The organism is Amycolatopsis nivea (assembly GCF_004522235.1).
Lineage (GTDB): Bacteria > Actinomycetota > Actinomycetes > Mycobacteriales > Pseudonocardiaceae > Amycolatopsis > Amycolatopsis nivea.
Map to the genome: position 1 here is coordinate 1 of NZ_SDLT01000026.1, position 23,780 is coordinate 23,780.

The window sequence follows — 23,780 nt, forward strand, 5'->3', positions numbered from 1 at the left end:
GTCACCGCGGCGGCTTGACAACTTCATTGAGAAGCTCCTTCGTCGGTCAGCGCGGCCGGAGTGCCGCACTGACCTCACCACGAACGGCGCCCGCCCGGATGGACAGCGCCCGGAAGACATTTTTCCGGACAATCCGCTCAGGAGGCGGCAGGCGCGGTGCGGAAGTTCTGATCGGCGAAGGCGAGCATGTACGGGAGCGTCGCGCGGGCGGTGTGCCAGGTGTGGTTGAACCCGCGCTCGGCGTGCACCACGACCTCCTGGCCCCGCCGTTCCAGCGACCCGGCGATGCGGTGCGCGGTCGCGACGTCGGTCGGCGCACCGGTGCCGACGGTCAGCATCACGGCGACCTTCTGCGGGAACGGCATCGTCGGGATGTAGCGGCGCGGGGTGTTCGCCGCGATCGCCGCCTGGTTGCCGCCGAGGACGCCGACCGAGTCGTTCAGGTCGTCGTACGGCAGCGAGATCAGCAGCGTGCCGAACTCGTCGAGGTGGTGCAGCCCGATGTTGAGCGCGCCGAAGCCGCCGCCGGACATGCCGCCGAGCGCGCGGTGGCCGCGGTCGGCGAAGGTGCGGTAGTGCTGGTCGACCGACGGGACGATGCTGCTGGCGAGGTACGTCTCCAGCTGCGGTCCGCCCGGGACGTTGAGGCATTCCCAGTCGGTGCTCGGCCGGTTGGCGGTGAGGTCGACGCTCACGATGATCATCGGCTGGATCACGTTGGCGTCTTCGAGGCTTTTCAGCGTCTGCGGCGCAGAGCCTGAGGTGAGCCAGTCGCGCGGCCCGCCGTAGGGGTAGCCGTGGATCAGGTAGACGACCGGGTAGCGCTTGGCCGCGTTCGCCGGATCGTGGTAGCCGGCCGGCAGGATGACGTAGTTCTCGCCGTTCTGCACGCCGTGCGCCGGGTCGGGGACGTTGAGGACCTCGGTGCTGCCGTTGGCGTTCGCCGGAGCCGCCGGGCGGCCGGCGGCGGGGGAGCTGCCGCTGCTCCCGCCGGTGGAGCTGTCCGGCGTGCTGGGGTCCGAATCCTCGGCCGGATCGTCGCTGGTGCTGCGCAGCAGGGTGCCCGCGACGTTCATCGCTCCGGAACCGCGCTGCAGCAGCCTGCCGAGGTCGCTGGGCGTGCGGACGTAGCCGACGTAGCTGTTCACCGCGGTGACCGCGGCGATCAGGAACAGCGCGATCGACCCGCTGACGCCCCAGCGGCGCACGCGGCGGCGGTGCGCGAGCGCGACGGTGACGGCGAGGACCGCCGCGGCGGCCCCGGCGAACGCCAGCCACAGCAAGGGGGATTCGAGCGGCCCGAGGTCGCGCGCCTGCGACGTGACCGACGGGGGCAGGACCGGGTCGACAGCCTGCGGGAGCAGCTGGGTCATCCGCGGCCTGCCGGAGACGGGCAGCTGCGACCGCGGGAGGAAAAACGCACTGAGAAGACCCCTGCCGTGAACTGGTGCGGACAGGGCAGTCCGCACCTCGAAGATCACGCTATTGAGGGCTCGCTGTGGATTCGTTGAGAAAAGGTAAAGAAACGATCAAGACCCGCCCCCAGTGCGGCGAGCCGACGGCAAAAGCGCAGGTCAGCGCGGGGCCGGCCGGGCACTGCGGCGAAGAACACGGTGCCCGGCCGAACGCCGGCGAAGGGACCTTAGGGCATCGCGCGGTCAGGCGTCGCTGTCCGGATTCCGGTAGACGGTCAGCGCGCTCGGCCGCGACCGGAACCGGAACTCCCGCCCGAGCGGCCCGACCTCCCCGTCGGTGGCGACCCGGCGGTTCCCGTCGAGCAGCCGCACGTGCAGCTCCGGCAGGTCCCGCTGCCGGTAGACGTGGCTCGCGTGCAGGCTGTTGGTGAGGCTCGCGGCCACGAACCGGATCCGCGACCAGCGCACGTCCGCCCGCACGTACCGGACGTCGAGCAGGCCGGTGTCGAGCGCCGGGCGCCGCGACGGCGCGAACCCCTTCGGCGCGTACGTGCCGTTGCCGACGAAGATCAGCCACACCTGCGTCGGCTTCCCGTTCAGCTGCACCCGCAGCGGTTTCGCCCGCCGCATCGCCCGTACCAGCGCGATCGCCGCGGACGGCCACTTCGGGAACCGGGTCTGCAGCTTTTCCCGCAGCCGCACCATTTCCGGATACCCGCCGAGGCTCGCGGTGTTGACGAACCAGCGGTGCCCGGCCTCGCCGGAGCCGTCGATCTCGACCTCGGCCAGGTCGATGCCGACCGCGTGCCCGCCCTCGGTCGCCTCGTCCGCGTCCGGCATCGACCGGACCCCGACGTCGCGGGCGAAGTGGTTGAGCGTCCCGGCCGGGATGAGCGCCAGCGGCAGCCCGCGTTCGGCGGCGACCGACGCCACGGCCGCGACCGTGCCGTCCCCGCCCGCCACGCCGAGCGCGCGGACCGAACCGTGCGCTTCGATCTCGTCGGCGAGCTGCTCGCGCAGATCCCGCGACGGGTCCGGGTAAATCAGCGACGCCTTCGGCCACGCGTAGCGGACGTCCTCCGTCGGGTCCTGGCCGTTGACGCCCGAATGCGGGTTGACCAGCGCCAGCATGTCCTCGCCGTCGCGCATCTCCGGCGCTTCCGCCGCGTGCGCGGTGCGGGCGCGGACATCCGGGTGCAGCGGCCACCAGTGCCGGGTCAGCACGGCGATCCCGGTCCCGATCGCGAGCCCCGCGGCGACGTCGCTCGGCCAGTGCACGCCGGTGTGCACCCGCGAGTAGGCGACCGCGCCGGCGAGCGGCACGATCGCCAGCCCGGCCCGCGGCGACTCCATCGCGACCGCGGTCGCGAACGCGGCGGCGGAAGCCGAATGCCCGGACGGGAACGACGACGACGTCGGCCGTTTCCGCAGCTGACGGTGCGCCGGAACCTCTTCCTCGGCCGGACGGCGGCGCGGGAACAACGGCTTCGCGACCAGGTTCGCCGCCGCGCTCGCCCCCGCGATGGCGGCGATCCCGCGCAGCGCGCCGCGGCGCGCCGGGCCCTTCCGGACCGCCAGCACGGCCGCCACGCCCCACCAGAGCCGCGATTTGTCCGCACTTCGGGACAACGCGGTCACGATGTCGTCCGCCCGGGTGCGGGGGAGCGCCGCACTGCGCCTCATCAGGGCCCGATCCCTCCGCCCTACCTGCCGGAACGCCCGGCCGACCTGCTGGAACACTCTCGTCCACCTCCGCTGGCCGCGCCGGATCGCCCACCGGTCCCGGCGACCGGTTTCCGCCGCAATGTCACCACTTGCAACGTACCGACCGCGTGTCGCCGCCCGAACGGCGCACCTTCCGCGGGGGTCCAGCGCCTACTCTGGTGGGATGCAGCGGCGGATCTTTGGCATCGAGACCGAGTTCGGGGTCACGTGCACCTTTCACGGCCAGCGCAGGCTCTCGCCCGACGAGGTCGCGCGCTACCTCTTCCGGCGGGTCGTCTCGTGGGGACGCTCGTCCAACGTGTTCCTGTCCAACGGCTCCAGGCTCTACCTCGACGTGGGCTCGCACCCGGAGTACGCGACAGCGGAGTGCGACGACCTGACCCAGCTCGTCACGCACGACAAGGCAGGCGAGCGGATCCTCGAGGACCTCCTCGTGGACGCCGAGCGCAGGCTGGCCGACGAGGGCATCGGCGGCGACATCTTCCTGTTCAAGAACAACACCGACTCCGCGGGCAACTCCTACGGCTGCCACGAGAACTACCTGGTGACCCGTGCCGGGGAGTTCTCCCGGATCGCCGACGTGCTGCTGCCCTTCCTCGTCACCCGCCAGCTCATCTGCGGCGCGGGCAAGGTGCTGCAGACCCCGCGCGGCGCGGTGTACTGCCTCTCCCAGCGCGCCGAGCACATCTGGGAGGGCGTCTCCAGCGCCACCACCCGGTCCCGGCCGATCATCAACACCCGCGACGAACCGCACGCCGACGCCGAGCGCTACCGGCGCCTGCACGTCATCGTCGGCGACTCCAACATGGCCGAGCCGACGACGATGCTGAAGGTCGGGTCGGCGCACCTCGTGCTCGAGATGATCGAGGCCGGGGTCCAGTTCCGCGACTTCACCCTCGACAACCCGATCCGCGCGATCCGGGAGATCAGCCACGACCTCACCGGACGCCGCCAGGTCCGCCTCGCCGGCGGGCGCGAGGCGTCCGCGCTGGACATCCAGCGGGAGTACCACGCCCGCGCCGTCCAGCACCTGAAGGAGAACGGGTCCACGCCCGCCAACGAACGCGTGGTGGAGCTGTGGGGCCGCGCGCTCGAGGCGGTCGAGGAGCAGGACTTCAGCAAGATCGACACCGAGATCGACTGGGCGATCAAGCACCGCCTGGTCGAGCGCTACCGGGCCAAGCACGACCTGGACCTGTCCAGCCCGCGCGTGGCCCAGCTCGACCTCGCCTACCACGACATCCGCCGCGGCCGGGGCATCTTCGACCTGCTGCAGCGCAAGGGACTCGTCCGGCGCGTCACCGACGACGGCGAGATCGAGGCGGCCAAGGACACCCCGCCGCAGACCACCCGGGCGAAACTCCGCGGCGACTTCATCGCGGCGGCCCAGGCGGCCGGACGGGACTTCACCGTCGACTGGGTGCACCTGAAGCTGAACGACCAGGCGCAGCGGACCGTGCTGTGCAAGGACCCGTTCCGGTCGGTCGACGAGCGCGTGGAACGGCTGATCGGCTCGCTGTAATTTCCGCGCCGGAACACCGGCTCAATGGTCGCGAGGGGCCCTGACGGAATCAGATTCCGTCAGGGCCCCTCACGAACCTCCCTCGGCGTTCCCGCGTCGGGGTTGCGCGAGCGGTCCGGGCGCGGGAAAACGTTGCTGCGCGCGCATAAACCGACGAAAGTTGTCACCCGAGTGCGGCAGGATCTCCGCATGCGTGCGTTCCGGAGAGTCCTCGTCCTCATAGCGGTGCTGTCGGTGTCCCTGGGCGGAGTCGCCGCGGCCTCTTCGCTGCCGTCGTGGCGGCTGCTGCCCACCGGCACCGCCGCGCAATTCCGCGGGCTGTCCGCGGTGAGCGAGCGGGTGGCGTGGGTCAGCGGGACCCAGGGCACCGTGCTGCGGACGGTCGACGGCGGGCACAGCTGGCGGCCGGTCGGCCCGCCGGACACCGGGAAGCTCGAGTTCCGCGACATCGAGGCCTTCGACGCCGACCACGCCGTCGTGCTGTCGATCGGGTCCGGTGCGGATTCCCGGATCTACCGCACCGACGACGCCGGGAAGCACTGGCGGCAGACGTTCAGCAATCCCGATTCCGCCGCCTTCTACGACTGCCTCGCCTTCTTCGACCCGTGGCGCGGCCTCGCGATGAGCGACCCGGTCGACGGGAAGTTCCGCGTCCAGGCCACCTTCGACGGCGGCCGCAGCTGGAAGCAGATCCCCGACGACGCGTTCCCGCCCGCCGAACCCGGCGAAGCCGGATTCGCCGCCAGCGGCCAGTGCATCACCACGTCCGGACCGTTCGACGCCTGGCTCGCCACCGGCGGGGGTGCGCACGCCCGCGTCCTGCACTCCGGAGACGGCGGGCGGCACTGGACCGCGGCTGAAACCCCGTTGCCCAGCAGCGCGTCGGCCGGAGTGTTCGCGGTGGCGTTCCGTACGCCGTGGCAAGGCGTCGCGATCGGCGGCGACTACGCGAACCCGACCGCGCCCGGTCCGGCGGTCGCGCTCAGCCATGATCGAGGAAGCAACTGGCGCACGCCGCCGGAGCATCCCGCCGGTTACCGTTCCGGGCTCGCCTGGCGCGGCGGCACGGTGCTGGCCGTCGGGCCGGGCGGGAGCGATCTGAGCCGCGACGGGGGACGGCACTGGACCTCCTTCGACAGCGGCAGTTTCGACACCGTCGACTGCACGTGGTCCGGCGCGTGCTGGGCCAGCGGAGCCAAGGGCCGCGTCGCGAAGCTGGTTCCGTAAGAGGGAACCCGTTCCGGGCAGGGAAGCCGCCCGGAACGGCGGTGCGTGACGGGACGCGCACGGCGGGTCCGTTCGGTCGCACGCGGGCTGACCAGGCGCGACGCGCGAGGGCTGGACCTGACGATCGCGCGCGGCCGGGAGAGCTAGAGTCGTCTGGTGTCCACCGCACGCGCCGAACGGCTGGTCAACCTCGTGCTGGCCCTGCTCTCCACCCGGCAGTACCTGACCGCGGAGCGGATCCGCGGGATCGTGCCCGGGTACGCCGACGCGGCCAGCGACGACGCCTTCTTCCGCACCTTCGAGCGGGACAAGACCGAACTGCGCGAACTCGGCATCCCGCTCGAAACCGGCCGCAACTCCGTCTTCGACCCGGTCGAGGGCTACCGCATCGCGCGCCGCGACTACGAACTCGGCGAGATCGACCTCGCGCCGGACGAGGCCGCGGCGGTCGGGCTCGCCGTCCGGCTCTGGGATTCGCCCGAGCTCACCGGACAGGCCCAGGGCGCGCTGGTGAAACTGCGCGCGGCCGGCGTCGAGGTCGACGACCAGGCCCCGACCGTGATCGAACCGCGGGTGCGCGCGGAACCGGCGTTCGCGCCGATGCTCGCCGCCGTCCAGGCCGGGCAGGCGGTCCGGTTCGAGTACCGGCGCAGCGGCTCGCCCGAACGCCGCATCCGCACGCTCGAACCGTGGGGCGTCGTGTCCTGGCGCGCCCGCTGGTACGTCGTCGGGCACGACCGCGACCGCGACGCGCCCCGCTGCTTCCGGCTCTCCCGCGTCACCGGAAAGGTCGCCGCGATCGGGAAACCGGGCGCGGTCGCGCGCCCCGAGGGCGTCAACCTCATGCAGCTCGTGTCGGTGACCGGCGGCAGCGAAGACCCGGCCCCGGTCACGACCGCCCGGCTGTGGGTCGCCGACGGCCGCGCCGCCGGAGTCCGCCGCCGCGGCGACATCGTCGGCCGCGAAACCGTCGCGGGCGAGGAAGGCGACGTCATCGAGATCGGCCTGTACTTCCCGGAATCGGCCGCCGACTGGATCGCCGCGCAAGGCCCGGACGTGCTCGTCCTCGAACCGGACGTGCTCGCCAAATCCGTGCAGCACCGGCTCGAGGCCGTGCTCGCCCGCACCGGGCAGGGGAGCGCCCGATGAGCGCCTCCGGCGAACGCATGCCGAGACTCCTCGCGCTCGTGCCCTACCTGCTGGCCCGCCCCGGCATCCGGATCGACGAGGCCGCGCAGGACTTCGACGTCACCCCGCGCCAGCTGCGCAAAGACCTCGAACTGCTGTGGATGTGCGGCCTGCCCGGCTACGGCCCCGGCGACCTCATCGACCTGTCTTTCGAAGGCGACACCATCGTCGTCACCCACGACGCCGGGATGAGCCGCCCGCTGCGCCTCACCGGCGGCGAGGCCACCGCGCTGCTGGTCGCGCTCCGCGCGCTCGCCGAAACCCCGGGCGTGGCCGACGGCGACGCGGTCCGCCGCGCCATCGCCAAGATCGAGGACGCCGCCGGGCAGGCCCGCCCGGCCGGAGTCGTCGTCGGGGGAGGAGTGCGCGAAGGAGCCCGCGCCGCCCGCACCCGCGAGACCGTCTCCGGCGCCCTGCAGGACGGCCGCGCGCTGCGGATGCGCTACTACACCGCCTCGCGCGACCAGATCACCGAACGCACCGTCGACCCGATGCGGCTCGTCATCGTCCAAGGCGTCGGCTACCTCGAAGCGTGGTGCCGCCGGGTCGAAGGCGTCCGGCTCTTCCGCCTCGATCGGGTGGACGCGCTCACCGTATTGGACGAACCCGCAGCTCCGCCCGCCCACGCGCGGCCCACCGACCTGTCCGACGGGGTCTTCTCCGCCCGTCCCGATCAGCGGGTCGCCCATCTCGTGCTCGACCCCGACGCGCGCTGGGTCGCCGAGTACTACCCGTGCGAGGAACTCGACGAGCTCGACGGCGGGCGGCTGCGCATCGCGATGCGCTACAGCGACGAGCCCTGGATGGTCCGCCTCGTGCTCAGCCTCGGCGGGGAAGCCCAGGTGGAGAGCCCCGCCACACTCGCCGAGGCTGTCGGTCGCCGGGCCGCCGACGCGGTGGCGCGTGCCCGTCACCTCATGTCCATCTCCGACCGATAAGGTGGTTTCAGTGCCGTACCTGCCCGTCTATGTGCTGCTCGCGGCCGGCCTGCTCGTCCTGGCCCTGCTGCTGGTACGGACCGCCGGAGTCTTGCGCCGCTTCCGCCGCACCATGAGCATGGTCAGTGCGGACACCCACGACCGGACCGGACTCCTCCGGGCCCGGTCCGCGGCACTCCGTGTGGCCGTGGCCGAACGCCGCCCGGCGACCGGCAACAAGTAACATCAGCACAGACCCCAGACAAGGAGGGCAGACGACCATGAACGCGCTGCAGCCGTGGCACATCATCGTTCTGGTGCTCGTGGTGGTTCTGCTGTTCGGAGCGAAGCGGCTCCCGGACGCGGCCCGGTCCATCGGCAAGTCCATGAAGATCTTCAAGGCCGAGACCAAGGACCTGACCGGCGAACAGAAGGCCGAAGCCGAGGCCGAGCCCGCCGACACCCGGCACATCGCCCCTCCCGCGCCCGCGCAGACCGCGCAGGACAAGCAGGTCGCCGACCTCCAGCGCCAGCTCGACGAACTGAAGAAGCAGCAGGCGGCATCGGCCGACCAGCCGCAGAAGAACGCGAGCTGACCCTCCGCGCGCACCACCCGGTCCCCGGTCCACGGCGGCGCGCCGGTGCGGCGCGCCCCGGCGGGCTCTGACGAGAACGGAACGACCAGTGGCGGAAGCCGCCAACGGCAACGGCAGCCGGTCCAGCAAGCGGAGCCGGCGCAGCCGTCGGAAAAACCCCGACGGCACGATGACGCTCATCGAGCACATCTACGAGTTCCGCCGCCGCCTCGGCTGGGCGGTCGTTTTCGTCGTCATCGGCGCGATCTTCGGGTTCATCTGGTTCGGCCAGCGGTTCGGGCCGATCCCGTCGCTCGGCGACATCATGACGCACCCGTACTGCGCCATCCCGAAGGAACAGCGGTTCGGCGGCGAAACCGGCTGCCGCCTGCTGCAGACGGTCCCGTTCGAAGTCTTCATGCTCCGCCTGAAAGTCGGCGTCGCCGCGGGCGCGGTCCTGCTGTCCCCGGCCTGGCTGTACCAGCTGTGGGCGTTCATCGCCCCCGGCCTCTACGCCAAGGAACGCAAGTACGCGCTCACCTTCGTCGGCTTCGCCTCCGTGCTCTTCGCCGCCGGCGCGGTACTGGCCTACCTGCTCGTCCCGCACGCCCTCGCGCTGCTCGCCGGGTTCGGCCAGGACCAGTTCGTCACCGCCCTCACCGGCGACAAGTACATCTCGTTCATCCTCTCGCTGCTGGTGATCTTCGGCGTCAGCTTCGAACTGCCGCTGCTCGTCGTGATGCTCAACCGCGTCGGCGTGCTCAAGTACCAGCAGCTCAAGAAGTGGCGCCGCGGCATCGTGTTCGCGCTGTTCGTCTTCGCCGCGTTCGCCACCCCCGGCTCGGACCCGTTCTCGATGCTCGGCCTCGCCGCCGCGCTCACCCTGCTGTTCGAGATCTCGATCCAGATCGCCCGCTTCCACGACCGCAAGCTTGACCGCGTCCGCCAGGACGAGGGCTGGGACCAGCTCGCCGACGACGAGGCCGCGCCGTTCCACTACACGCCGAGCACCGCCGACGGCGAGGAACCGGCCGCGCAGAAACCGGCGTCCGGCCGCTCCGGCTCGACCGACGACATCACCTGACCGTGGGCCTGAACGCAGCACTGGCCGTGCACCCGGCCTCCGGCCGCGGCGCCGCGGCCCGCCTCGCCGAAGCGGTCGCGGCACGGCTCCGGCCCGCCGTCGACCGGCTCGACCTCCTCACCGCCACCAGCGTCGAGGAATCCCGCGCGCTCATGCGGTCCTCGCACGCCGAAGGCCTCGACGTGCTGATCGTCCTCGGCGGCGACGGAGCGGCCCACCAGGGCGTCCAGTTCTGCGCCGACCACGGCGTCGCGCTCGGCCTCGTCCCCTCCGGCACCGGCAACGACTTCGCCCGCGCCCTCGGCGTCCCGGCCGACCCGCGCGCCGCCACCGACGCCCTCGCCAAAGCCCTGCAGGCCGGGCACCGCCGCAGCGTCGACCTCGGCCGCGTCGGCGACACCTGGTTCGCCACCGTGCTGTGCGCCGGATTCGACGCCGCCGTCAACGCCCGCGCGAACGCGATGCGCTGGCCCGCCGGACCCCGCCGCTACGACCTCGCGATCCTCGCCGAACTCGCCGCGTTCAAGCCCAGCCCGATCGTCGTGCACACCGACGAAGGCACCTTCTCCGGGGACACGAGCCTGATCGCCGTCGGCAACACCCCGTTCTACGGCGGCGGCATCCCGATCTGCCCGGACGCCGACCCCGGCGACGGCCTCTTCGACGTCACCGTCATCGGCGCCCCCGGCCGCGCCCGCCTGCTCCGGATGCTGCCGCAGCTGCGCACCGGCGAACACGTGCACAAGCCCAGCGTCGAAACCTTCCGCACCCGCACGCTGCGCATCGAAGCACCCGGCTGGCCGGTCTACGCCGACGGCGAAGACCAAGGCCAGGCGCCGGTCGAAGCGACCTGCGTGCCCTCCGCGCTCACGGTCGTCGCGCCCCCGCGGTGACCGGCGGCACGCCGCGTGCGGAATGTCGGGGGCATGTGGAACCCTGACGGGGTGGCCACTAGCCCTTCACCATCGCCGGCCGAGGCCTACGCTGCCTCCCGTCGCCGCGCCAAGCACCCCCAGCTGACCCGGTTTTCCGCCGAATCGGCCTTCGAATTCGACGATTTCCAGATCCGCGGCTGCGAAGCGCTCGAAGAGGGCCACGGCGTCCTGGTCTGCGCCCCCACCGGGGCGGGCAAGACCGTGGTCGGCGAGTTCGCCGTCCACCTCGCCCTCGCCGAGGGCCGCAAATGCTTCTACACCACCCCGATCAAGGCGCTGTCCAACCAGAAGTACGCCGACCTCGTCGAACGCTACGGCAACGACGCCGTCGGCCTGCTCACCGGCGACACCTCGATCAACGGGAACGCCCAGGTGGTCGTCATGACCACCGAGGTGCTGCGCAACATGCTCTACGCGGGCAGCTCCGCCATCCCCGAACTCGGCTACGTCGTCATGGACGAGGTCCACTACCTCGCCGACCGCTTCCGCGGCGCGGTCTGGGAGGAAGTGATCCTCCACCTGCCCGAGCACGTCCGCGTCGTCGGGCTGTCCGCCACCGTCAGCAACGCCGAGGAATTCGGCGAATGGCTCGTCGAGGTCCGCGGCGACACCACCGTCGTCGTCGACGAGCACCGCCCGGTCCCGCTGTGGCAGCACATGCTCGTCGGCAACCAGCTGCTCGACCTGTTCGCCGGCCAGAACGAGGCCGACCCGGGGGAGCAGCTGCGGATCAACCCCACGCTGCTGCGCAAAACCGACGACATGGGCCGCTTCGCCCCCAACTTCCGCGGCCCGCGCGGAGGCCGCCGCGGAGGACCGCCGCGCGGGCCGAGGTTCCGGCCGCCGTCACGCGTCGACGTGGTCGAACGGCTCGACCACGCCGGGCTGCTGCCCGCGATCGTGTTCATCTTCTCCCGCGCCGGCTGCGACGCGGCGGTCGCCCAGTGCGTCCGCTCCGGCCTGCGGCTCAACGGCCCCGAACAGGTCGAGGAGATCCGCCGGATCGTCGACGAGCGCACCGCTGAGCTGCCCGAGGGCGACCTCGGCGTCCTCGGCTACTGGGAATGGCGCGAGGCGCTGGAGCGCGGCTTCGCGGGCCACCACGCCGGGCTGCTGCCCGCGTTCAAGGAAACCGTCGAGGAACTGTTCGTCCGCGGCCTGGTCAAGGTCGTGTTCGCGACCGAAACCCTCGCGCTCGGCATCAACATGCCCGCCCGCACCGTCGTGCTCGAACGGCTCGTGAAATACAACGGCGAGGCGCACGTCGACCTCACCCCGGGCGAATACACCCAGCTCACCGGCCGCGCCGGCCGTCGCGGCATCGACATCGAAGGCCACGCCGTCGTCGCCTGGCAGCCCGGCGTCGACCCGAAGGCCGTCGCCGGTCTCGCGTCCACCCGCACGTACCCGCTGCGCTCGTCGTTCCGCCCCGGCTACAACATGGCGGTCAACCTCGTCGCCCAGGTCGGCGCGGACGCCGCCCGCGACCTGCTGGAACAGTCGTTCGCGCAGTTCCAGGCCGACCGGTCGGTCGTCGGCACCGCACGGCGGATCGAACGCAACAAGGAAGCCCTCAAGGGCTACACGGCCGCGATCTCCGGCGACTTCGACCAGATGCTCGAGTACGTCGAACTCCGGGCGCAGATCTCCGCGCGCGAGAAGACCCTGTCGCGGCAGAACACCTCCTCCCGCCGCGCCGAGACCGCCCAATCGCTGGAGAAACTGCGCAAGGGCGACGTCATCCCGGTCCCGGCGGGTCGCCGGGCCGGGCTCGCCGTGGTCGTCGACCCCGGCCTCGACCCGATCCGCGAACCCCGGCCGGTCGTCGTCACCGAGGACCGCTGGTCCGGGCCGCTGTCGGTCGCCGACTTCCCGGCCCCGGTCGAAGCGCTCGGCCGGATCAAGCTGCCCAAGCACATCGAACTGCGCTCGCCCAAGACCCGCCGCGACATCGCCTCGTCGCTGCGCAACGCCGGCATCGCGCTGCCCGGCCGCCAGCGCCGCCGCACCGCGGCCGCCGACGACGCCGAACTCGCCTCGCTGCGCCGCGCCCTGCGCGCCCACCCGTGCCACGGCCTCGCCGAACGCGAGGCCAACCTCCGCTGGGTCGAGCGCTACCAGCGGCTGTCGGCCGAAACCGAACAGCTCGAACGGAAGGTCGCGGCCACCACGCACTCGCTGGCCCGCGCGTTCGACCGGATCCTGCGGCTGCTCGGCGAACGCGGCTACGTCCGCCCCGGCGACGGCGAGGACCGCGTCACCGAACACGGCCGCCGCCTCACCCGCCTCTACAGCGAATCCGACCTGCTCGCGGCCGAATGCATCCGGCACGGTGTCTGGAACGGCCTCGGCCCGGCCGAGCTCGCCGCCGTCGTGTCCACCCTCGTGTTCGAAGCCCGCCGCGACACCGCGGGCGAACCCCGCCTGCCCGGCGGCGCGGTCCCCGGCGCGTGGCAGGAAACCAGCAGGCTGTGGGTCGAACTCACCGAGGACGAACGCCGCCACCGCCTCGACCGCACCCGCGAACCCGACGCCGGGTTCGCGTGGCCGGTCTACCGCTGGGCGCGCGGCGAATCCCTGGAGAAGGTCCTCACCGCGGCCGAGACCAACGGACAGGAACTGTCCGCGGGCGACTTCGTCCGCTGGTGCCGCCAGGTCATCGACCTGCTCGACCAGGTCCGCGACGTCCTCGGCAAGGAGGACCCGGTCGGCGCGGCGGCGGCACAGGCGGTCCGGGCATTGCGCCGCGGCGTCGTGGCGGCGGGCGCGGCGTGAGCGCGAGGGCACACCTTGGTAGCGACTGCGCGCGGACACGTGTGCCAGGTCCAGACCTGTGGTTGGATCGCGCACGACACCCGCGGCCCGGCCTGCGGATGCGGACAGACGAAGGCGGAGGCTAACGATGAGCACGCCGTATGGCGGCAACGACCCGCGGCAGCAGCCCCAGTACGGGCAACAGCCCTACGGCCAGGACCCCGGCTACGGGCAGCAGCCGGGCGGCGCGTACCCGCAGAGCGGGCCGCAGCAGCAGCCGTACCCGCCCCAGCAGTACGGCCAGCAGCCCTACGGTCAGGACCCGAACTACGGCCAGCAGCCCGGCGGCTACCCGCAGCAACAGCAGCCGCAGCAGCCCCAGTGGGGACAGCAGCCGCCGCAGTACGGGCAGCAGCCGCCCTCCTACGGCCAGCAGCAGCCCTACGGCGATCCGCAGCAGCAACAGCAGTACGGCGGCCAGCAGCCCGGCCAGTACGACTACGGCCAGCCCGGCGGGGCCGCGCCGGAATCCTCCGGCGGGTCGAAGAAGGGCCTGTTCATCGGGATCGGCGCGCTCGTCGTCGTGGTGGCCGTCGTGGCGATCCTCGGCTTCGTCGCGCCCGGCTTCTTCAAGACCCAGGTCTTCAACAACAACCAGATGCAGACCGACGTCGCGAAGCTGCTCACTGACACCTACAAGATCCAGGGCGTCAGCGGGGTCACCTGCCCGGCCGAGCAGAAGGTGGAGGACGGCGCGAAATTCGAGTGCACCGCCACCATCAACGGCAAACCCCAGCAGGTCCCGATCACGGTCAAGGGCAACGACGGCAACTACGAGGTCTCGCCGCCCGCGGCCAAGTGACGCCCCGCAATTCAGTGGCGGGCAAGCCGCCGCTCCCGCAATGATCGGGGCATGAGCGACCGCACCGTCCGCATCCTCCGTCCCGACGAGCAGCGCGCGGCCTGGGACCTGTTCCGGGCCGCGCTGCACGTCCAGCCCGGCACCGACGAGGAATGGGACCGCGTCTCCGCGGCCTACGAGGCCGAACGCAGCTGGGGCGTCTTCGAACCGGACCTGGTCGGCACCGCCCGGGCCTTCGAATCGGAGATGGTCGTCCCCGGCGGAAAACGGCTCCCGCTGGCCGCGGTCACCGGCGTCGGAGTCCGCGCCGGACGCACCCGCCGCGGCGTGCTCAGCGCGCTGCAGGCCGCGCAACTGGGCGACCTCGCCGAACGAGGCGTTTCGCTCGCGCTGCTGCACGCGTCCGAGGGCGCGATCTACGGCCGCTACGGCTACGGCGTCACGACCCTCGCGAACCAGGTCGTGGTGAAGAAGCACCGGGCGCAATTGCGCCCCGACGTGCCCGCCGGGGGAGAAGTCACCGTGCTCGGCATCGACGAGGCCGCCCCGCGATGGCCGGAACTCTATGCCGCGACCGCAACCGGCCACGTCGGCGCTATGACCCGGCCGGAGATCTACTGGCCGGGGTTCGAAGGGCACCTGCGCCGCCGCGCGAAGCTCGTCCAGACCGCCGTGCACCGCGGCCAGGACGGCACCGACGGCTACGTGATCTACCACGTCGAAGAAGGCGCCGCGCACGACAACGGCAAGCTGCAGGTGGTGGAGTTCAGCTACGCCAACCCGGCCGCGTTCGCCGGGCTGTGGCGGTTCCTGCTTTCGGTCGACCTGGTCGACGAGATCGTGCTCCCGATGCGCCCGCTCGACGAACCGCACGCGCTGCTGTTCACCGACCCCCGAATGGCGAAAACCGAAAGCATCGACGACGAGAGCTGGCTCCGGCTGGTCGACGTGCCCGCCGCGCTCGCCGCCCGCACCTACGGACCGGCCGAACCCGTCGTCATCGAGGTGGCCGACCGGTCGCTGCCCGCCAACGACGGCCGCTACCTCGTCGGACCCGACGGCGCCTCCCGCACCGACGCGGAACCCGCGCTGCGGCTCTCCGCGGACACCCTCGCCATGCTCTACTTCGGAACGTGGCGGGCCTCAGCGCTTGCGGACACCGGCCGGATCGAGGTGCTCGACCCGGCCGCGCCCGAAGCCGCCGACGTTCTCTTCGGCACGCGCGAATCGGTGTGGTGCGGTACGTTCTTCTGACCGTTGACCAGACGTTTCGCGCAGAGGAGCGGGTTTGATGCGCGCCGTGCGGGTGCTGTTGTTGTGCGGCCTGGGAATGCTCGCCGCCGCGGGCTGCGACAGCGGCACACCCCCGCCCCCGGCCCGCACCGTCACCGTCACGCCGGACAGCCCCGCCGAGCCGGGCGTCGCGTCGTCCTCGGCGGCGGCGCCCAGCTCTTCCTCGGCGATGCGCGTGTTCGACTCCCGGGTGATGGCCACGGCCGTCACCCGGCTCCTCACCACCGACTACAAACTCGCGAACGTCGGCGCGGTGTCCTGCCCGGACCGGCAGCCCGTCGCCGACGGCTCGCGCTTCCAGTGCACTGTGGACATCGCGGGCACGACGAAACACGTCCCCATCACGGTGACCGGCGCGGACGGCAAGTACCGCGTCGACCCGCCCCAGTGACTCCGCCGCGTTAAATCCGATAGCCGCGCGGCCGCGGGAATTGGTTGAATCGGGACATGAGCGACTACGTGGTACGCCAGATCACCGACGACGAAAGCCGCGCGACTTTCGACCTCCTGGTGCGGTCCCTGCACGGAAACCCGCCCTCGGACGAGCGCTGGGCCCGGGTCGGCGATTCCTGGAAGGCCGACGGCCGCACCGGGGCGTTCCACGACGGCGAACCCATCGGCATCGCCAGCTCCTTCGCCACCGAGCTCGCCGTCCCCGGCGGCGCCACCGTGCCGATGGCCGCGGTCGACGGCGTCGGCGTCCGCGCCGACTGGACCCGCCGCGGCGTGCTCACCGCGATGATGGACCGGCAACTGCACGACTTCGTCCAGCGCGGCCACGTCGTCGCCGCGCTGCACGCGAGCGAAGCGCTGATCTACGGCCGCTTCGGCTACGGCGTCGCGACCCGCATGGCCACCCTGCAGCTCAAGCAACCGGCCCCGCTGCGCGAAACCGTCGCCGCCCCCGGCCGCGTCCGGCTGCTCTCCGCCGACGACGCGATCGCGACGATTCCCTCGCTGTACCAACGGATCGACACCGGCCGCCCCGGCCGGATCGCCCGCCCGGAACTCTGGTGGCCGATCGCGTTCAACTGGCACCTCCACCCCGACGGCGGCAACCACCGCGTCGCTGTCCACAGTGGACCGGACGGCGACGACGGCTTCGCCGTCTTCCACGTCGTGCCGCAGAACAGCTACCTCGACCCGGAACGCGGCGCCGCGCTCGAAGTCCACGAACTGCACGCGGCGTCGCCGGAAGCACTGGCCGGACTGTGGCGGTTCCTGCTGTCGGTCGACCTGATCGAGGTCGTGCACGCGCGCTGCCGTCCGGTGGACGACCCGGTGGGCCTGCTGCTGGTCGACCCGCGCCGGGCGCACACCGTCGCCGTCGACGACGAACTGTGGCTGCGGTTGATCGACGTCCAGGCGGCGCTCGCGGCCCGCGCGTACGGCTCCGCGGAACCCGTTGTGCTGGAAGTGAACGACCGGATGCTGCCGGACAACCGCGGCCGGTACCGGGTCAGCAGCAACGGGGTCGAGCGCACCGACGCCGACGCCGATCTGCAGCTGGACGTGGACACCCTGGCGATGCTGTACCTCGGTGCCTGGGAAGCCGCGCCGCTCGCGTTGTCCGGCCGGATCACCGGCGCGAGCGCGGAAACCCTCGCCCGGGTGGACGCGCTGTTCCGGACCGGCACACAACCCTGGACCGGCACGCACTTCTGATCCACAGGGAGGGTTCCGGGCGCGCCGGAACCCTCCCTCGCGATCAAGCTCCGGGCAGTGCCGCCAGCAGACGCTCCACCGAACGGCCCAGGTTCCACCGCTCGGCCAGCTCCGCCACCCGCTCCGGATCGGCGGGCGCGGACGGCACCGTGTCCGGCCCGGACTGCACCACCGGTGCGTCCACCGCGACCCGCACCACGGTCGGTGCGACAGCGAGGTAATCCGCGGCGTCGGACAGCCGCAGCCGGGTCTTCAACGGCACCCGCGAATCCCCGGCCGAGGCCGCGGCGACGAGTTCCTCCAGCGAACCGAACTGGGTGATCAGCTTCGCCGCGGTCTTCTCGCCGATCCCCGCCACGCCCGGCAGCCCGTCCGACGGGTCGCCGCGCAACGCGGCCATGTCCGCGTAAGCAGGGCCGGCGTGCTCGGCCGGAACGCCGTACTTCTCGGCGATTTCCCGCTGCCCCAGCACTTCCGCCTTCGCCCAGCCCTTCCCGACGTACACCACCGACGTCGGCGTCGGCTGCTCGCGCACCAGCTGGAACAGGTCCCGGTCGCCGGTGATCACCTCGACCGGCGCGTCCTTCTCCCGCGTCGCGAGCGCGCCGATCACGTCGTCCGCCTCATAGCCGTCCGCCTCGGCGACGGCGAACCCGAACGCCTCCAGCACTTCCAGGATGATCGGCACCTGCGGAGTCAGCGTGTCGGGCACCTCCTCGACGTCCGCCCCGCCGTCCCCGGGCTCCGCGACCCGGTGCGCCTTGTAGCTCGGCAGCAGATCGGTGCGGAACTTCGGCCGCCAGTCCGCGTCGAGACAGGCGACCAGCCGCGACGGACGGCGGTCGGTGAGGATGCGCGCGATCGTGTCGGTGAACCCGCGCACGGCGTTGACCGGCGTCCCGTCGGGCGCGGTCATCGAATCGGGCAGCGCGTAGAACGAGCGGAAGTAGAGGCTCGCGGAATCGAGGAGGGCGAGTGGTCCGGTCACCCGCACAGCCTGCCACGTCCGGCCCGGATCGCCCCGAAAGCGGCGCCGGGCGCGTCCGCTCCCGCGAAGGCCGAAGCCCGTGAAGGACTCCTTGAGGGAATCAGATTCCCCCAAGGAGTCCTTCACGGACGGCCGCCCGCACGGGGCTTCGGCGAGGTGGCCGGGGCGGCACGCCGGTTCGGGAGGACGGGCGGGCCGCGCCGCGACGCCGGTACTAGGCTCGGCGTCATGTCGAGCCGATCCCTCCACACGCCCGCTCCCGACGCCGCCGCGCTCCGCGCCCGTCTCGACCGCGCCGCGAAAGCGGCCGCCGCCGCGAACACCGACGCCCTGCTCGTCGCGCCCGGATCGGACCTGCGGTACCTGCTCGGCCAGGCAGGCGGTTCGTTCGAGCGGCTGACCACTCTCGTCGTGCCCGCCGACGGCACCCCCGCGCTCGTCGTGCCGAAGCTCGAGGCCCCCGGCTACGCCGGCGTACCCACCGACGACCTCGGCGTCGACGTCCTCACCTGGGTCGACGGCGACGACCCCTACCGGCTCGTCGCCGACCGGCTCGGCAAGCCCGGCCGGATCGCGGTCAGCGACTTCACCCCGGCGCTGCACGTGCTCGCCCTGCGCGCCGCGTTCGGCGACGCCGAGCAGACCCTCGCCGGCCCGATCGTGCGCGAACTGCGGATGCGCAAGGACGCCGCCGAGATCGACGCCCTCCGCAAGGCGGGCGCGGCGATCGACCGCGTGCACGCGCGGATGGGCGAATGGCTGCGCGCCGGCCGCACCGAAGCCGAGGTCGGCGCGGACATCACCGCCGCCATCGTCGAAGAGGGCCACACGCACGCCGACTTCGTCATCGTCGGCTCCGGCCCCAACGGCGCCAGCCCGCACCACGACGTGTCCGAACGCGTCATCGAACGCGGCGACGTCGTCGTGATCGACATCGGCGGACCCGTGCCCGAGGGCTACAACTCCGACTCCACCCGCACCTACTCGATCGGCGAACCCCGCGACGCCGACGTCGCCGAGACCTACGCCGTGCTGCAGCGCGCCCAGCAGGCCGCCGTCGACGCGGTCCGCCCCGGCGCCACCGCCGAGAGCATCGACCAGGCCGCGCGCGACGTCATCGACGCCGCCGGATTCGGCGAGTACTTCATCCACCGCACCGGCCACGGCATCGGCCTCGACGTGCACGAAGAGCCCTACATCATCAAGGGCAACGCGCTGCCGCTCGAGGCGGGCATGGCCTTCAGCGTCGAGCCCGGCATCTACCAGCCCGGCCGCTGGGGCGCCCGGATCGAGGACATCGTGCTCGTCACCGACTCGGGCGTCGAGCCGGTGAACACCCGGCCGCACGAACTGGTCGTGCTGGACGCATGAGCGCAGCCCCCCGGCGAATCATCGCCGCCGCCTCCCGACCGGCCCGTGCGCGACTCCTCGCGGAGGTGGCGGCATGAGCGGACCGCTGGAACCGCTCGACCAGGCGATCGTCCAGGAGCTCGCCGCCGACGGGCGGCGCAGCTTCACCGACCTCGCCGAACGGGTCGGGCTGTCGGTCTCGGCGGTGCACCAGCGGGTGCGCCGCCTCGAACAGCGCGGCGTCATCCTCGGCTACACCGCCCGGCTCGACGGCGAGCAGATCGGCCTCCCGCTCACCGCGCTGATCTCGCTCACCCCGAACGACCCGGCCGCGCCCGACGACTACCCGCAGCGGATCCAGCACATCACCGAGATCGAGTCCTGCTACTCGGTGGCCGGCGACGAGTCCTACATCCTGCTGGTGCGCGTCGCTTCGCCGCTCGGCCTCGAAGACCTGCTCCGGCGGATCCGCGAGGCCGCGAAGGTGTCCACGCGGACGACGGTCGTGCTGTCCACCCCGTTCGAGGGCCGGTCGCCGACGTTGTGAGAGCTTCCGGAGCGGTGGGAGTGGTACGGTAAAAGGTATGGCAACACGTAAGGTGACACTCTCGCTCGACACCGGTGCGCTCGAGTACGCCGAGCGGGCCGCGAAAGCACATGGGATCTCGGTCTCGTCCTGGCTGTCCAAGGCGGCCCGGCGCGAGGCGGTCCGGACTGGGTATACCCCGCAGCGGGCTCCGGTCGCCCCTGCCGCTTCGTCGGCGGAAGCGGATGAGGCGGAGCGGGCGGCTGCGGAGAAGGAGATGCGTGCGCAGGGGTGAGGTTTGGACTTACCACCCGCCTACTGATCCTGCTCGGCAGCGGACTGTCGTTCTGCTGTCTTCGGACGGGGTGAACGAGTCGGAGCGGCCTTGGCTGCTCGGGACTGAGTTGCTGGATCGGGATCCGCAGGACATTCTCGGGGTTGCGGTGGATGCTCGGTATTGGGTGTCCACGTTGAATCTCACGCGGTTGTATCGGCCTTGGCTGGCGGAGCGGATCGCGGAGGTTGACGGGGAGGTTCAGGAGCAGATCGATGTGGCTTTGAGGGCTGCGTTGGATTTGTGAGTCTCTTTTGTTTCGGCTCGTCGCCTGGCGGCGACATTGCGCCCACATGGTTGCGTGGGGCACCCCGAAGCTTGATTGTGATGACGGACGGCGGGTGCTTGTCAAGGCGGGAAAGATGCCTTGACAAGCACCCGCCGTCCGCATTTTGGCTTCGTACCGGGGTGCGGGGGAGGGGCTGGGTGCCTCGATGCGTTGGGTGCTTTGGCTGCGGTTTAAGGCGCACGGGTTGGGTGCGTGGTTGCGATGGGGTGTGCGGGCGGCGGTTGGGGTTGGGGTTAGCGCCCCAATGTGGCATTGGGTGCGTGGGACGCAACGAATGCCACATTGGGTGCGTGAGATGCACCCGATGCCGCATTGGGGCGCATCCCCGGCGGGGCGGCGGTGCGGGGCGGGCCGTGAAGGGCTCCTTGAGGGAATCTAGGTCCGTGAAGGGGTCCCTCACGTACGGCGGCGGGCGGGTCGTGAGGGGAACCCTGGGGGAATCAGAGTCAATGAGGGTGGCCCTCACGCAAACGCAGGTGGGGGAGGGTCAGCTCACGGGTTCTGGGATGGCGTGGAGTTTTCCGTCTGGGCCTGCCAGGCAGGAGGCGTTTCCTCGTTGGGTCGTGAGGAAGTCCGTGAGGCAGTCGGCGATGGCGGCGTGGCCGGCGGCGTTGGGGTGGAAGGATTCCTGCAGTGCGTGCGTCGCCCGGTCGACTTGGGTCAGGTCGTTCAGGTGCAAAGTCAGGCGGGTGAACCATTCCGTGGCCGGGTTCGGGCCGCCGGAGCAGGCTTCGTGGTTTTCGCCTGCTCGGGCCAGATCCAGGAAACGGGCGCCGGATTGGGTGGCTGCTTGTTTGATTCCGGCGGACAGGGTGCTGATTCCCGTGGTCGAAATCCACTGCAGGTCGTCGGTGCGGAAGGGGCAGCCGTTGAGGCTTTGCAGGTCTGCTGGGATGTCCGGGCCGACCGGGGTGGCGTAGGACTGGAGCACCAGCTGGTAGTCCGCGGGGACGTAACCGGCGTTGGCCAATACCTTTTTCACGTCGCCTACTGCGTTCGCCACCTTCGGGACCATCGCGTCCACTTTGGACTTCCAGCTTTGCTTCAATGCGACGTTGCAGGACGGGCCGTCGGCGGAGAACCAGGCCTTGAAGCATTCGCTGACTTGGGCGGAGAACTTCGGGTCGTCGTTCGCGCCCACTGCGATGACCACCGCGGCTACCCGGTGGTCTTTCACCACGTCGGCCAGTTGGGCGGCTTGCGAGCGTTCGCCCCACTGTTTGGCGTCGCCCAGGGCGACTTGGGCGGCGGGGGCGCCGGAGCAGGCCAGGTTGACCCGGGCGGTGATGCCGGGGATGCGGACCTTCTGCACGAAGGCCGCCGACGAGCGGTGGCACCAGTCGCCGTTTCTGCCGTCGGTGTCGGGGCTGTAGGCGCCGGCGCCTTCGCCCGACACGGTGCTGTCGCCCATCGACACGATGGTCAGCGGGCCGCGGCCGGGCGGGCCCTGGCGCGGAAAAGGCTGTCCTGGCCTGCTCTCGGTGCCGAAAAAGACGAAGAAGCCCACGAGCACAGCTACGCAGGCGAGGACCAGCGCCCCCCACCACCACCGGAATCGTCGCATCGCTCGCCAAGTCTAGCGAGAACCCGGACGGCCTCGTCAGGGTCGGCAGGGGGTGCGACGCGGGTCACCGGGCGGTGAGTGTCCACTGTGGACTTCAAGGGGCTATTCGCCCGCCCAGAGCGGGGGCTTGCGGTGGGTCCACGGGGCGGCCTGTTCCAGCTGTCCGGCCAGGCGGAACAGCAGGTCTTCGCGGCCGAAGGCGGCGGTGAACTGCATGCCGATCGGGAGTCCTTCGTCCTCGGACAGCGGGACGGACATCGACGGAACCCCTGAAACGTTCGCGGCCGCGGTGTAGGGGGAGCGGTCCAGGAGGCGGTCCAGCCAGCCGAGGCCGTCCAGTTTGTCCGCGTCTTCGCCGTACACGCCCAGCGGGACCGGCGGCTCGGGCAGCGTGGGGGACAGGAGCAGGTCGTAGCGGGCGAAGTGGCGGGCGAAGGTTCGCGACACCTGGTTGCGGATCGCCAGGGCGCGGACGAACTCGTCGGCGGTGACCCGGCGGCCGTAGCGGTAGCTGGCGAGGGTGACCGGTTCCAGGGTGGTTTCGTCGACCGGGCGGCCGGTCGCGGCGGCGATGCCGTCGATCCACGGGGTCAGGTTCGCGGTCCACATCCGGGCGTTGCCGAGGACGAATTCCTCCCAGGAGACGCCTAGGGCCAGTTGCGTCTCTTCGACTTCGTGGCCCAGGGATTCCAGCAGGCGCATCGTCGCGGACAGGGCGGCGGAGACCGGTTCGGTCGGCTGGCGGCCGCCCCAGGGCTGGCGCAGGACTGCGATCCGGAGGCGGCCTGGATCCGTCGCGACCTCCGCGGCGTAGGGGCGCTCGGGGCGCGGGGCGAAGTACGGGTCGCCGGGTTCGGGGCCTTCGATCAGGTCCAGCAGGACGGCGCTGTCGCGGACGCTCCGGCTCAGGCTGCCTTGCACGGCCAGGCCGCTGAACACCTCGTCGGCGCCGGGGCCGTGCGAAATCCGGCCGCGGGTCGGCTTCAGGCCGAACAATCCGTTGCTGGAAGCGGGAACTCGGATGGAACCCGCGGCGTCGGTGGCGTGGGCGAGAGGGACGATTCCGGCGGCGACCGCCGCGCCGGAACCGCCGCTGGAGCCGCCTGCGCTTCGGTCAGGGGACCACGGGTTGCGGGTCGCGCCGTAGAACTCCGGTTCGGTGGTGGTGCTGTAGGCCATTTCCGGCGTGGTGGTGCGGCCGATGGTCACCAGACCGGCTTCGCGGAAGCGGCGCATCAGGAACGAGTCTTCGGGCGACACGGCACCGGCGGCCAGGCGGCTGCCCAGTTCGCTGCGTTTGCCTGCCATGGTGACGCCGAGGTCCTTGATCAGGAACGGCACGCCTGCCAAGGGTGCGGAGCCGGGGGCGTCCTCGGGCGGCCAGGTTTCCACTACGGCGTTGATCTGCGGGTTCACCGCTTCGACCGCCCGGGCGGCCGTGTCGGCGACCTCGGCCGCGGTCACCTCGCCGCGGGCGATCAGCTCTGCCAGGCCGACCGCGTCGCAGCTCGTGTATTCGGAGATTTTCACCAGCACGTCCTTCGTGAGACTCATCCGTATTTAGTGA

Annotated in this window: 22 protein-coding genes; 17 read left to right on the forward strand and 5 right to left on the reverse strand. The window is 71.5% G+C overall.

What is annotated here, in order from left to right:
* Nucleotides 1-137 precede the first annotated feature (137 nt).
* Both EIZ44_RS27110 and EIZ44_RS27115 read right to left on the reverse strand, forming a co-directional pair.
* Nucleotides 138-1,373, reverse strand: coding sequence for an alpha/beta hydrolase (locus EIZ44_RS27110; RefSeq protein WP_134731979.1), 1,236 nt, complete (start codon nucleotides 1,371-1,373; stop codon nucleotides 138-140).
* A 285-nt stretch (nucleotides 1,374-1,658) separates the two neighbouring features.
* Nucleotides 1,659-3,098, reverse strand: a complete 1,440-nt coding sequence (locus EIZ44_RS27115) for a bifunctional phosphatase PAP2/diacylglycerol kinase family protein (protein ID WP_439098624.1) — start codon at nucleotides 3,096-3,098, stop codon at nucleotides 1,659-1,661.
* A 205-nt stretch (nucleotides 3,099-3,303) separates the two neighbouring features.
* On the opposite strand from EIZ44_RS27115, the gene pafA reads away from it, so the two are divergent.
* From pafA to EIZ44_RS27180, 13 genes are all read left to right on the forward strand, one after another.
* On the forward strand, nucleotides 3,304-4,662 hold the full coding sequence (pafA, locus tag EIZ44_RS27120) for a Pup--protein ligase (protein WP_037806466.1): 1,359 nt from the start codon (nucleotides 3,304-3,306) through the stop codon (nucleotides 4,660-4,662).
* A gap of 189 nt (nucleotides 4,663-4,851) precedes the next feature.
* Entirely contained in the window at nucleotides 4,852-5,889 is a 1,038-nt protein-coding gene (locus EIZ44_RS27125) for a WD40/YVTN/BNR-like repeat-containing protein (RefSeq protein WP_134731983.1), read from the forward strand.
* A gap of 156 nt (nucleotides 5,890-6,045) precedes the next feature.
* The gene (locus EIZ44_RS27130) at nucleotides 6,046-7,038 is read left to right on the forward strand and encodes a helix-turn-helix transcriptional regulator (protein ID WP_037806460.1); all 993 of its coding nucleotides are present in this window, start codon (nucleotides 6,046-6,048) and stop codon (nucleotides 7,036-7,038) included.
* Nucleotides 7,035-8,015: a helix-turn-helix transcriptional regulator gene (locus EIZ44_RS27135; RefSeq protein ID WP_134731985.1), complete on the forward strand. Its 981-nt coding sequence runs from the start codon at nucleotides 7,035-7,037 to the stop codon at nucleotides 8,013-8,015. The genes EIZ44_RS27130 and EIZ44_RS27135 overlap by 4 nt, the downstream gene beginning before the upstream one ends.
* Nucleotides 8,016-8,025: 10 nt before the next feature.
* Nucleotides 8,026-8,238, forward strand: a complete 213-nt coding sequence (locus EIZ44_RS27140) for a bacteriophage holin (protein ID WP_037806458.1) — start codon at nucleotides 8,026-8,028, stop codon at nucleotides 8,236-8,238.
* A gap of 37 nt (nucleotides 8,239-8,275) precedes the next feature.
* Nucleotides 8,276-8,590: a Sec-independent protein translocase subunit TatA gene (tatA, locus tag EIZ44_RS27145; RefSeq protein ID WP_037806457.1), complete on the forward strand. Its 315-nt coding sequence runs from the start codon at nucleotides 8,276-8,278 to the stop codon at nucleotides 8,588-8,590.
* A gap of 88 nt (nucleotides 8,591-8,678) precedes the next feature.
* On the forward strand, nucleotides 8,679-9,653 hold the full coding sequence (tatC, locus tag EIZ44_RS27150; protein ID WP_037806456.1) for a twin-arginine translocase subunit TatC: 975 nt from the start codon (nucleotides 8,679-8,681) through the stop codon (nucleotides 9,651-9,653).
* A 2-nt stretch (nucleotides 9,654-9,655) separates the two neighbouring features.
* Nucleotides 9,656-10,546 carry a diacylglycerol/lipid kinase family protein gene (locus EIZ44_RS27155; RefSeq protein ID WP_134731987.1) on the forward strand — a complete coding sequence of 297 codons (891 nt, stop codon included), beginning with the start codon at nucleotides 9,656-9,658 and terminating at the stop codon, nucleotides 10,544-10,546.
* A 33-nt stretch (nucleotides 10,547-10,579) separates the two neighbouring features.
* Entirely contained in the window at nucleotides 10,580-13,363 is a 2,784-nt protein-coding gene (locus EIZ44_RS27160) for a DEAD/DEAH box helicase (protein WP_199817167.1), read from the forward strand.
* 127 nt (nucleotides 13,364-13,490) lie between these two features.
* Nucleotides 13,491-14,204, forward strand: coding sequence for a DUF4333 domain-containing protein (locus tag EIZ44_RS27165; RefSeq protein WP_037806454.1), 714 nt, complete (start codon nucleotides 13,491-13,493; stop codon nucleotides 14,202-14,204).
* Nucleotides 14,205-14,255: 51 nt separating this feature from the next.
* Nucleotides 14,256-15,458: a GNAT family N-acetyltransferase gene (locus EIZ44_RS27170; RefSeq protein ID WP_134731989.1), complete on the forward strand. Its 1,203-nt coding sequence runs from the start codon at nucleotides 14,256-14,258 to the stop codon at nucleotides 15,456-15,458.
* 37 nt (nucleotides 15,459-15,495) lie between these two features.
* The gene (locus tag EIZ44_RS27175) at nucleotides 15,496-15,888 is read left to right on the forward strand and encodes a DUF4333 domain-containing protein (protein ID WP_134731991.1); all 393 of its coding nucleotides are present in this window, start codon (nucleotides 15,496-15,498) and stop codon (nucleotides 15,886-15,888) included.
* Between the two features lie 56 nt (nucleotides 15,889-15,944).
* Nucleotides 15,945-17,162 carry a GNAT family N-acetyltransferase gene (locus EIZ44_RS27180; protein ID WP_134731993.1) on the forward strand — a complete coding sequence of 406 codons (1,218 nt, stop codon included), beginning with the start codon at nucleotides 15,945-15,947 and terminating at the stop codon, nucleotides 17,160-17,162.
* Between the two features lie 43 nt (nucleotides 17,163-17,205).
* Here the strand turns inward: EIZ44_RS27180 and EIZ44_RS27185 are convergent, their stop codons facing one another.
* On the reverse strand, nucleotides 17,206-18,150 hold the full coding sequence (locus EIZ44_RS27185; protein ID WP_134731995.1) for a 5'-3' exonuclease: 945 nt from the start codon (nucleotides 18,148-18,150) through the stop codon (nucleotides 17,206-17,208).
* A gap of 228 nt (nucleotides 18,151-18,378) precedes the next feature.
* On the opposite strand from EIZ44_RS27185, the gene EIZ44_RS27190 reads away from it, so the two are divergent.
* The 4 genes from EIZ44_RS27190 to EIZ44_RS45685 all read left to right on the forward strand — a co-directional run bounded on the left by EIZ44_RS27190 (nucleotide 18,379) and on the right by EIZ44_RS45685 (nucleotide 20,607).
* On the forward strand, nucleotides 18,379-19,521 hold the full coding sequence (locus tag EIZ44_RS27190; protein ID WP_037806449.1) for a M24 family metallopeptidase: 1,143 nt from the start codon (nucleotides 18,379-18,381) through the stop codon (nucleotides 19,519-19,521).
* A 73-nt stretch (nucleotides 19,522-19,594) separates the two neighbouring features.
* The gene (locus EIZ44_RS27195; protein WP_009078207.1) at nucleotides 19,595-20,047 is read left to right on the forward strand and encodes an Lrp/AsnC family transcriptional regulator; all 453 of its coding nucleotides are present in this window, start codon (nucleotides 19,595-19,597) and stop codon (nucleotides 20,045-20,047) included.
* Nucleotides 20,048-20,084: 37 nt separating this feature from the next.
* Nucleotides 20,085-20,321 carry a hypothetical protein gene (locus EIZ44_RS27200; protein ID WP_037806448.1) on the forward strand — a complete coding sequence of 79 codons (237 nt, stop codon included), beginning with the start codon at nucleotides 20,085-20,087 and terminating at the stop codon, nucleotides 20,319-20,321.
* A complete protein-coding gene (locus tag EIZ44_RS45685) occupies nucleotides 20,308-20,607 on the forward strand; it encodes a hypothetical protein (RefSeq protein ID WP_037806447.1) in 300 nt (99 codons plus the stop codon). The genes EIZ44_RS27200 and EIZ44_RS45685 overlap by 14 nt, the downstream gene beginning before the upstream one ends.
* A 529-nt stretch (nucleotides 20,608-21,136) precedes the next feature.
* Here the strand turns inward: EIZ44_RS45685 and EIZ44_RS27210 are convergent.
* Both EIZ44_RS27210 and EIZ44_RS27215 read right to left on the reverse strand, forming a co-directional pair.
* Nucleotides 21,137-22,213 (reverse strand): GDSL-type esterase/lipase family protein, encoded by a 1,077-nt coding sequence (locus EIZ44_RS27210; protein WP_051728554.1) that lies wholly within the window; start codon nucleotides 22,211-22,213, stop codon nucleotides 21,137-21,139.
* A 102-nt stretch (nucleotides 22,214-22,315) separates the two neighbouring features.
* Nucleotides 22,316-23,767, reverse strand: a complete 1,452-nt coding sequence (locus tag EIZ44_RS27215; protein ID WP_205673322.1) for an amidase — start codon at nucleotides 23,765-23,767, stop codon at nucleotides 22,316-22,318.
* Between the last annotated feature and the right edge of the window lie 13 nt (nucleotides 23,768-23,780).

What these genes read in the sequence shown, in the direction of transcription:
- EIZ44_RS27110 (WP_134731979.1), bottom strand. Translation starts at nt 1,373, where the DNA reads ATGACCCAGCTGCTCCCGCAGGCTGTCGACCCGGTCCTGCCCCCGTCG.
- EIZ44_RS27115 (WP_439098624.1), bottom strand. Translation starts at nt 3,098, where the DNA reads ATGAGGCGCAGTGCGGCGCTCCCCCGCACCCGGGCGGACGACATCGTG.
- pafA (WP_037806466.1), top strand. Translation starts at nt 3,304, where the DNA reads ATGCAGCGGCGGATCTTTGGCATCGAGACCGAGTTCGGGGTCACGTGC.
- EIZ44_RS27125 (WP_134731983.1), top strand. Translation starts at nt 4,852, where the DNA reads ATGCGTGCGTTCCGGAGAGTCCTCGTCCTCATAGCGGTGCTGTCGGTG.
- EIZ44_RS27135 (WP_134731985.1), top strand. Translation starts at nt 7,035, where the DNA reads ATGAGCGCCTCCGGCGAACGCATGCCGAGACTCCTCGCGCTCGTGCCC.
- tatA (WP_037806457.1), top strand. Translation starts at nt 8,276, where the DNA reads ATGAACGCGCTGCAGCCGTGGCACATCATCGTTCTGGTGCTCGTGGTG.
- EIZ44_RS27160 (WP_199817167.1), top strand. Translation starts at nt 10,580, where the DNA reads ATGTGGAACCCTGACGGGGTGGCCACTAGCCCTTCACCATCGCCGGCC.
- EIZ44_RS27165 (WP_037806454.1), top strand. Translation starts at nt 13,491, where the DNA reads ATGAGCACGCCGTATGGCGGCAACGACCCGCGGCAGCAGCCCCAGTAC.
- EIZ44_RS27170 (WP_134731989.1), top strand. Translation starts at nt 14,256, where the DNA reads ATGAGCGACCGCACCGTCCGCATCCTCCGTCCCGACGAGCAGCGCGCG.
- EIZ44_RS27175 (WP_134731991.1), top strand. Translation starts at nt 15,496, where the DNA reads ATGCGCGCCGTGCGGGTGCTGTTGTTGTGCGGCCTGGGAATGCTCGCC.
- EIZ44_RS27180 (WP_134731993.1), top strand. Translation starts at nt 15,945, where the DNA reads ATGAGCGACTACGTGGTACGCCAGATCACCGACGACGAAAGCCGCGCG.
- EIZ44_RS27190 (WP_037806449.1), top strand. Translation starts at nt 18,379, where the DNA reads ATGTCGAGCCGATCCCTCCACACGCCCGCTCCCGACGCCGCCGCGCTC.
- EIZ44_RS27195 (WP_009078207.1), top strand. Translation starts at nt 19,595, where the DNA reads ATGAGCGGACCGCTGGAACCGCTCGACCAGGCGATCGTCCAGGAGCTC.
- EIZ44_RS27200 (WP_037806448.1), top strand. Translation starts at nt 20,085, where the DNA reads ATGGCAACACGTAAGGTGACACTCTCGCTCGACACCGGTGCGCTCGAG.
- EIZ44_RS27210 (WP_051728554.1), bottom strand. Translation starts at nt 22,213, where the DNA reads ATGCGACGATTCCGGTGGTGGTGGGGGGCGCTGGTCCTCGCCTGCGTA.
- EIZ44_RS27215 (WP_205673322.1), bottom strand. Translation starts at nt 23,767, where the DNA reads ATGAGTCTCACGAAGGACGTGCTGGTGAAAATCTCCGAATACACGAGC.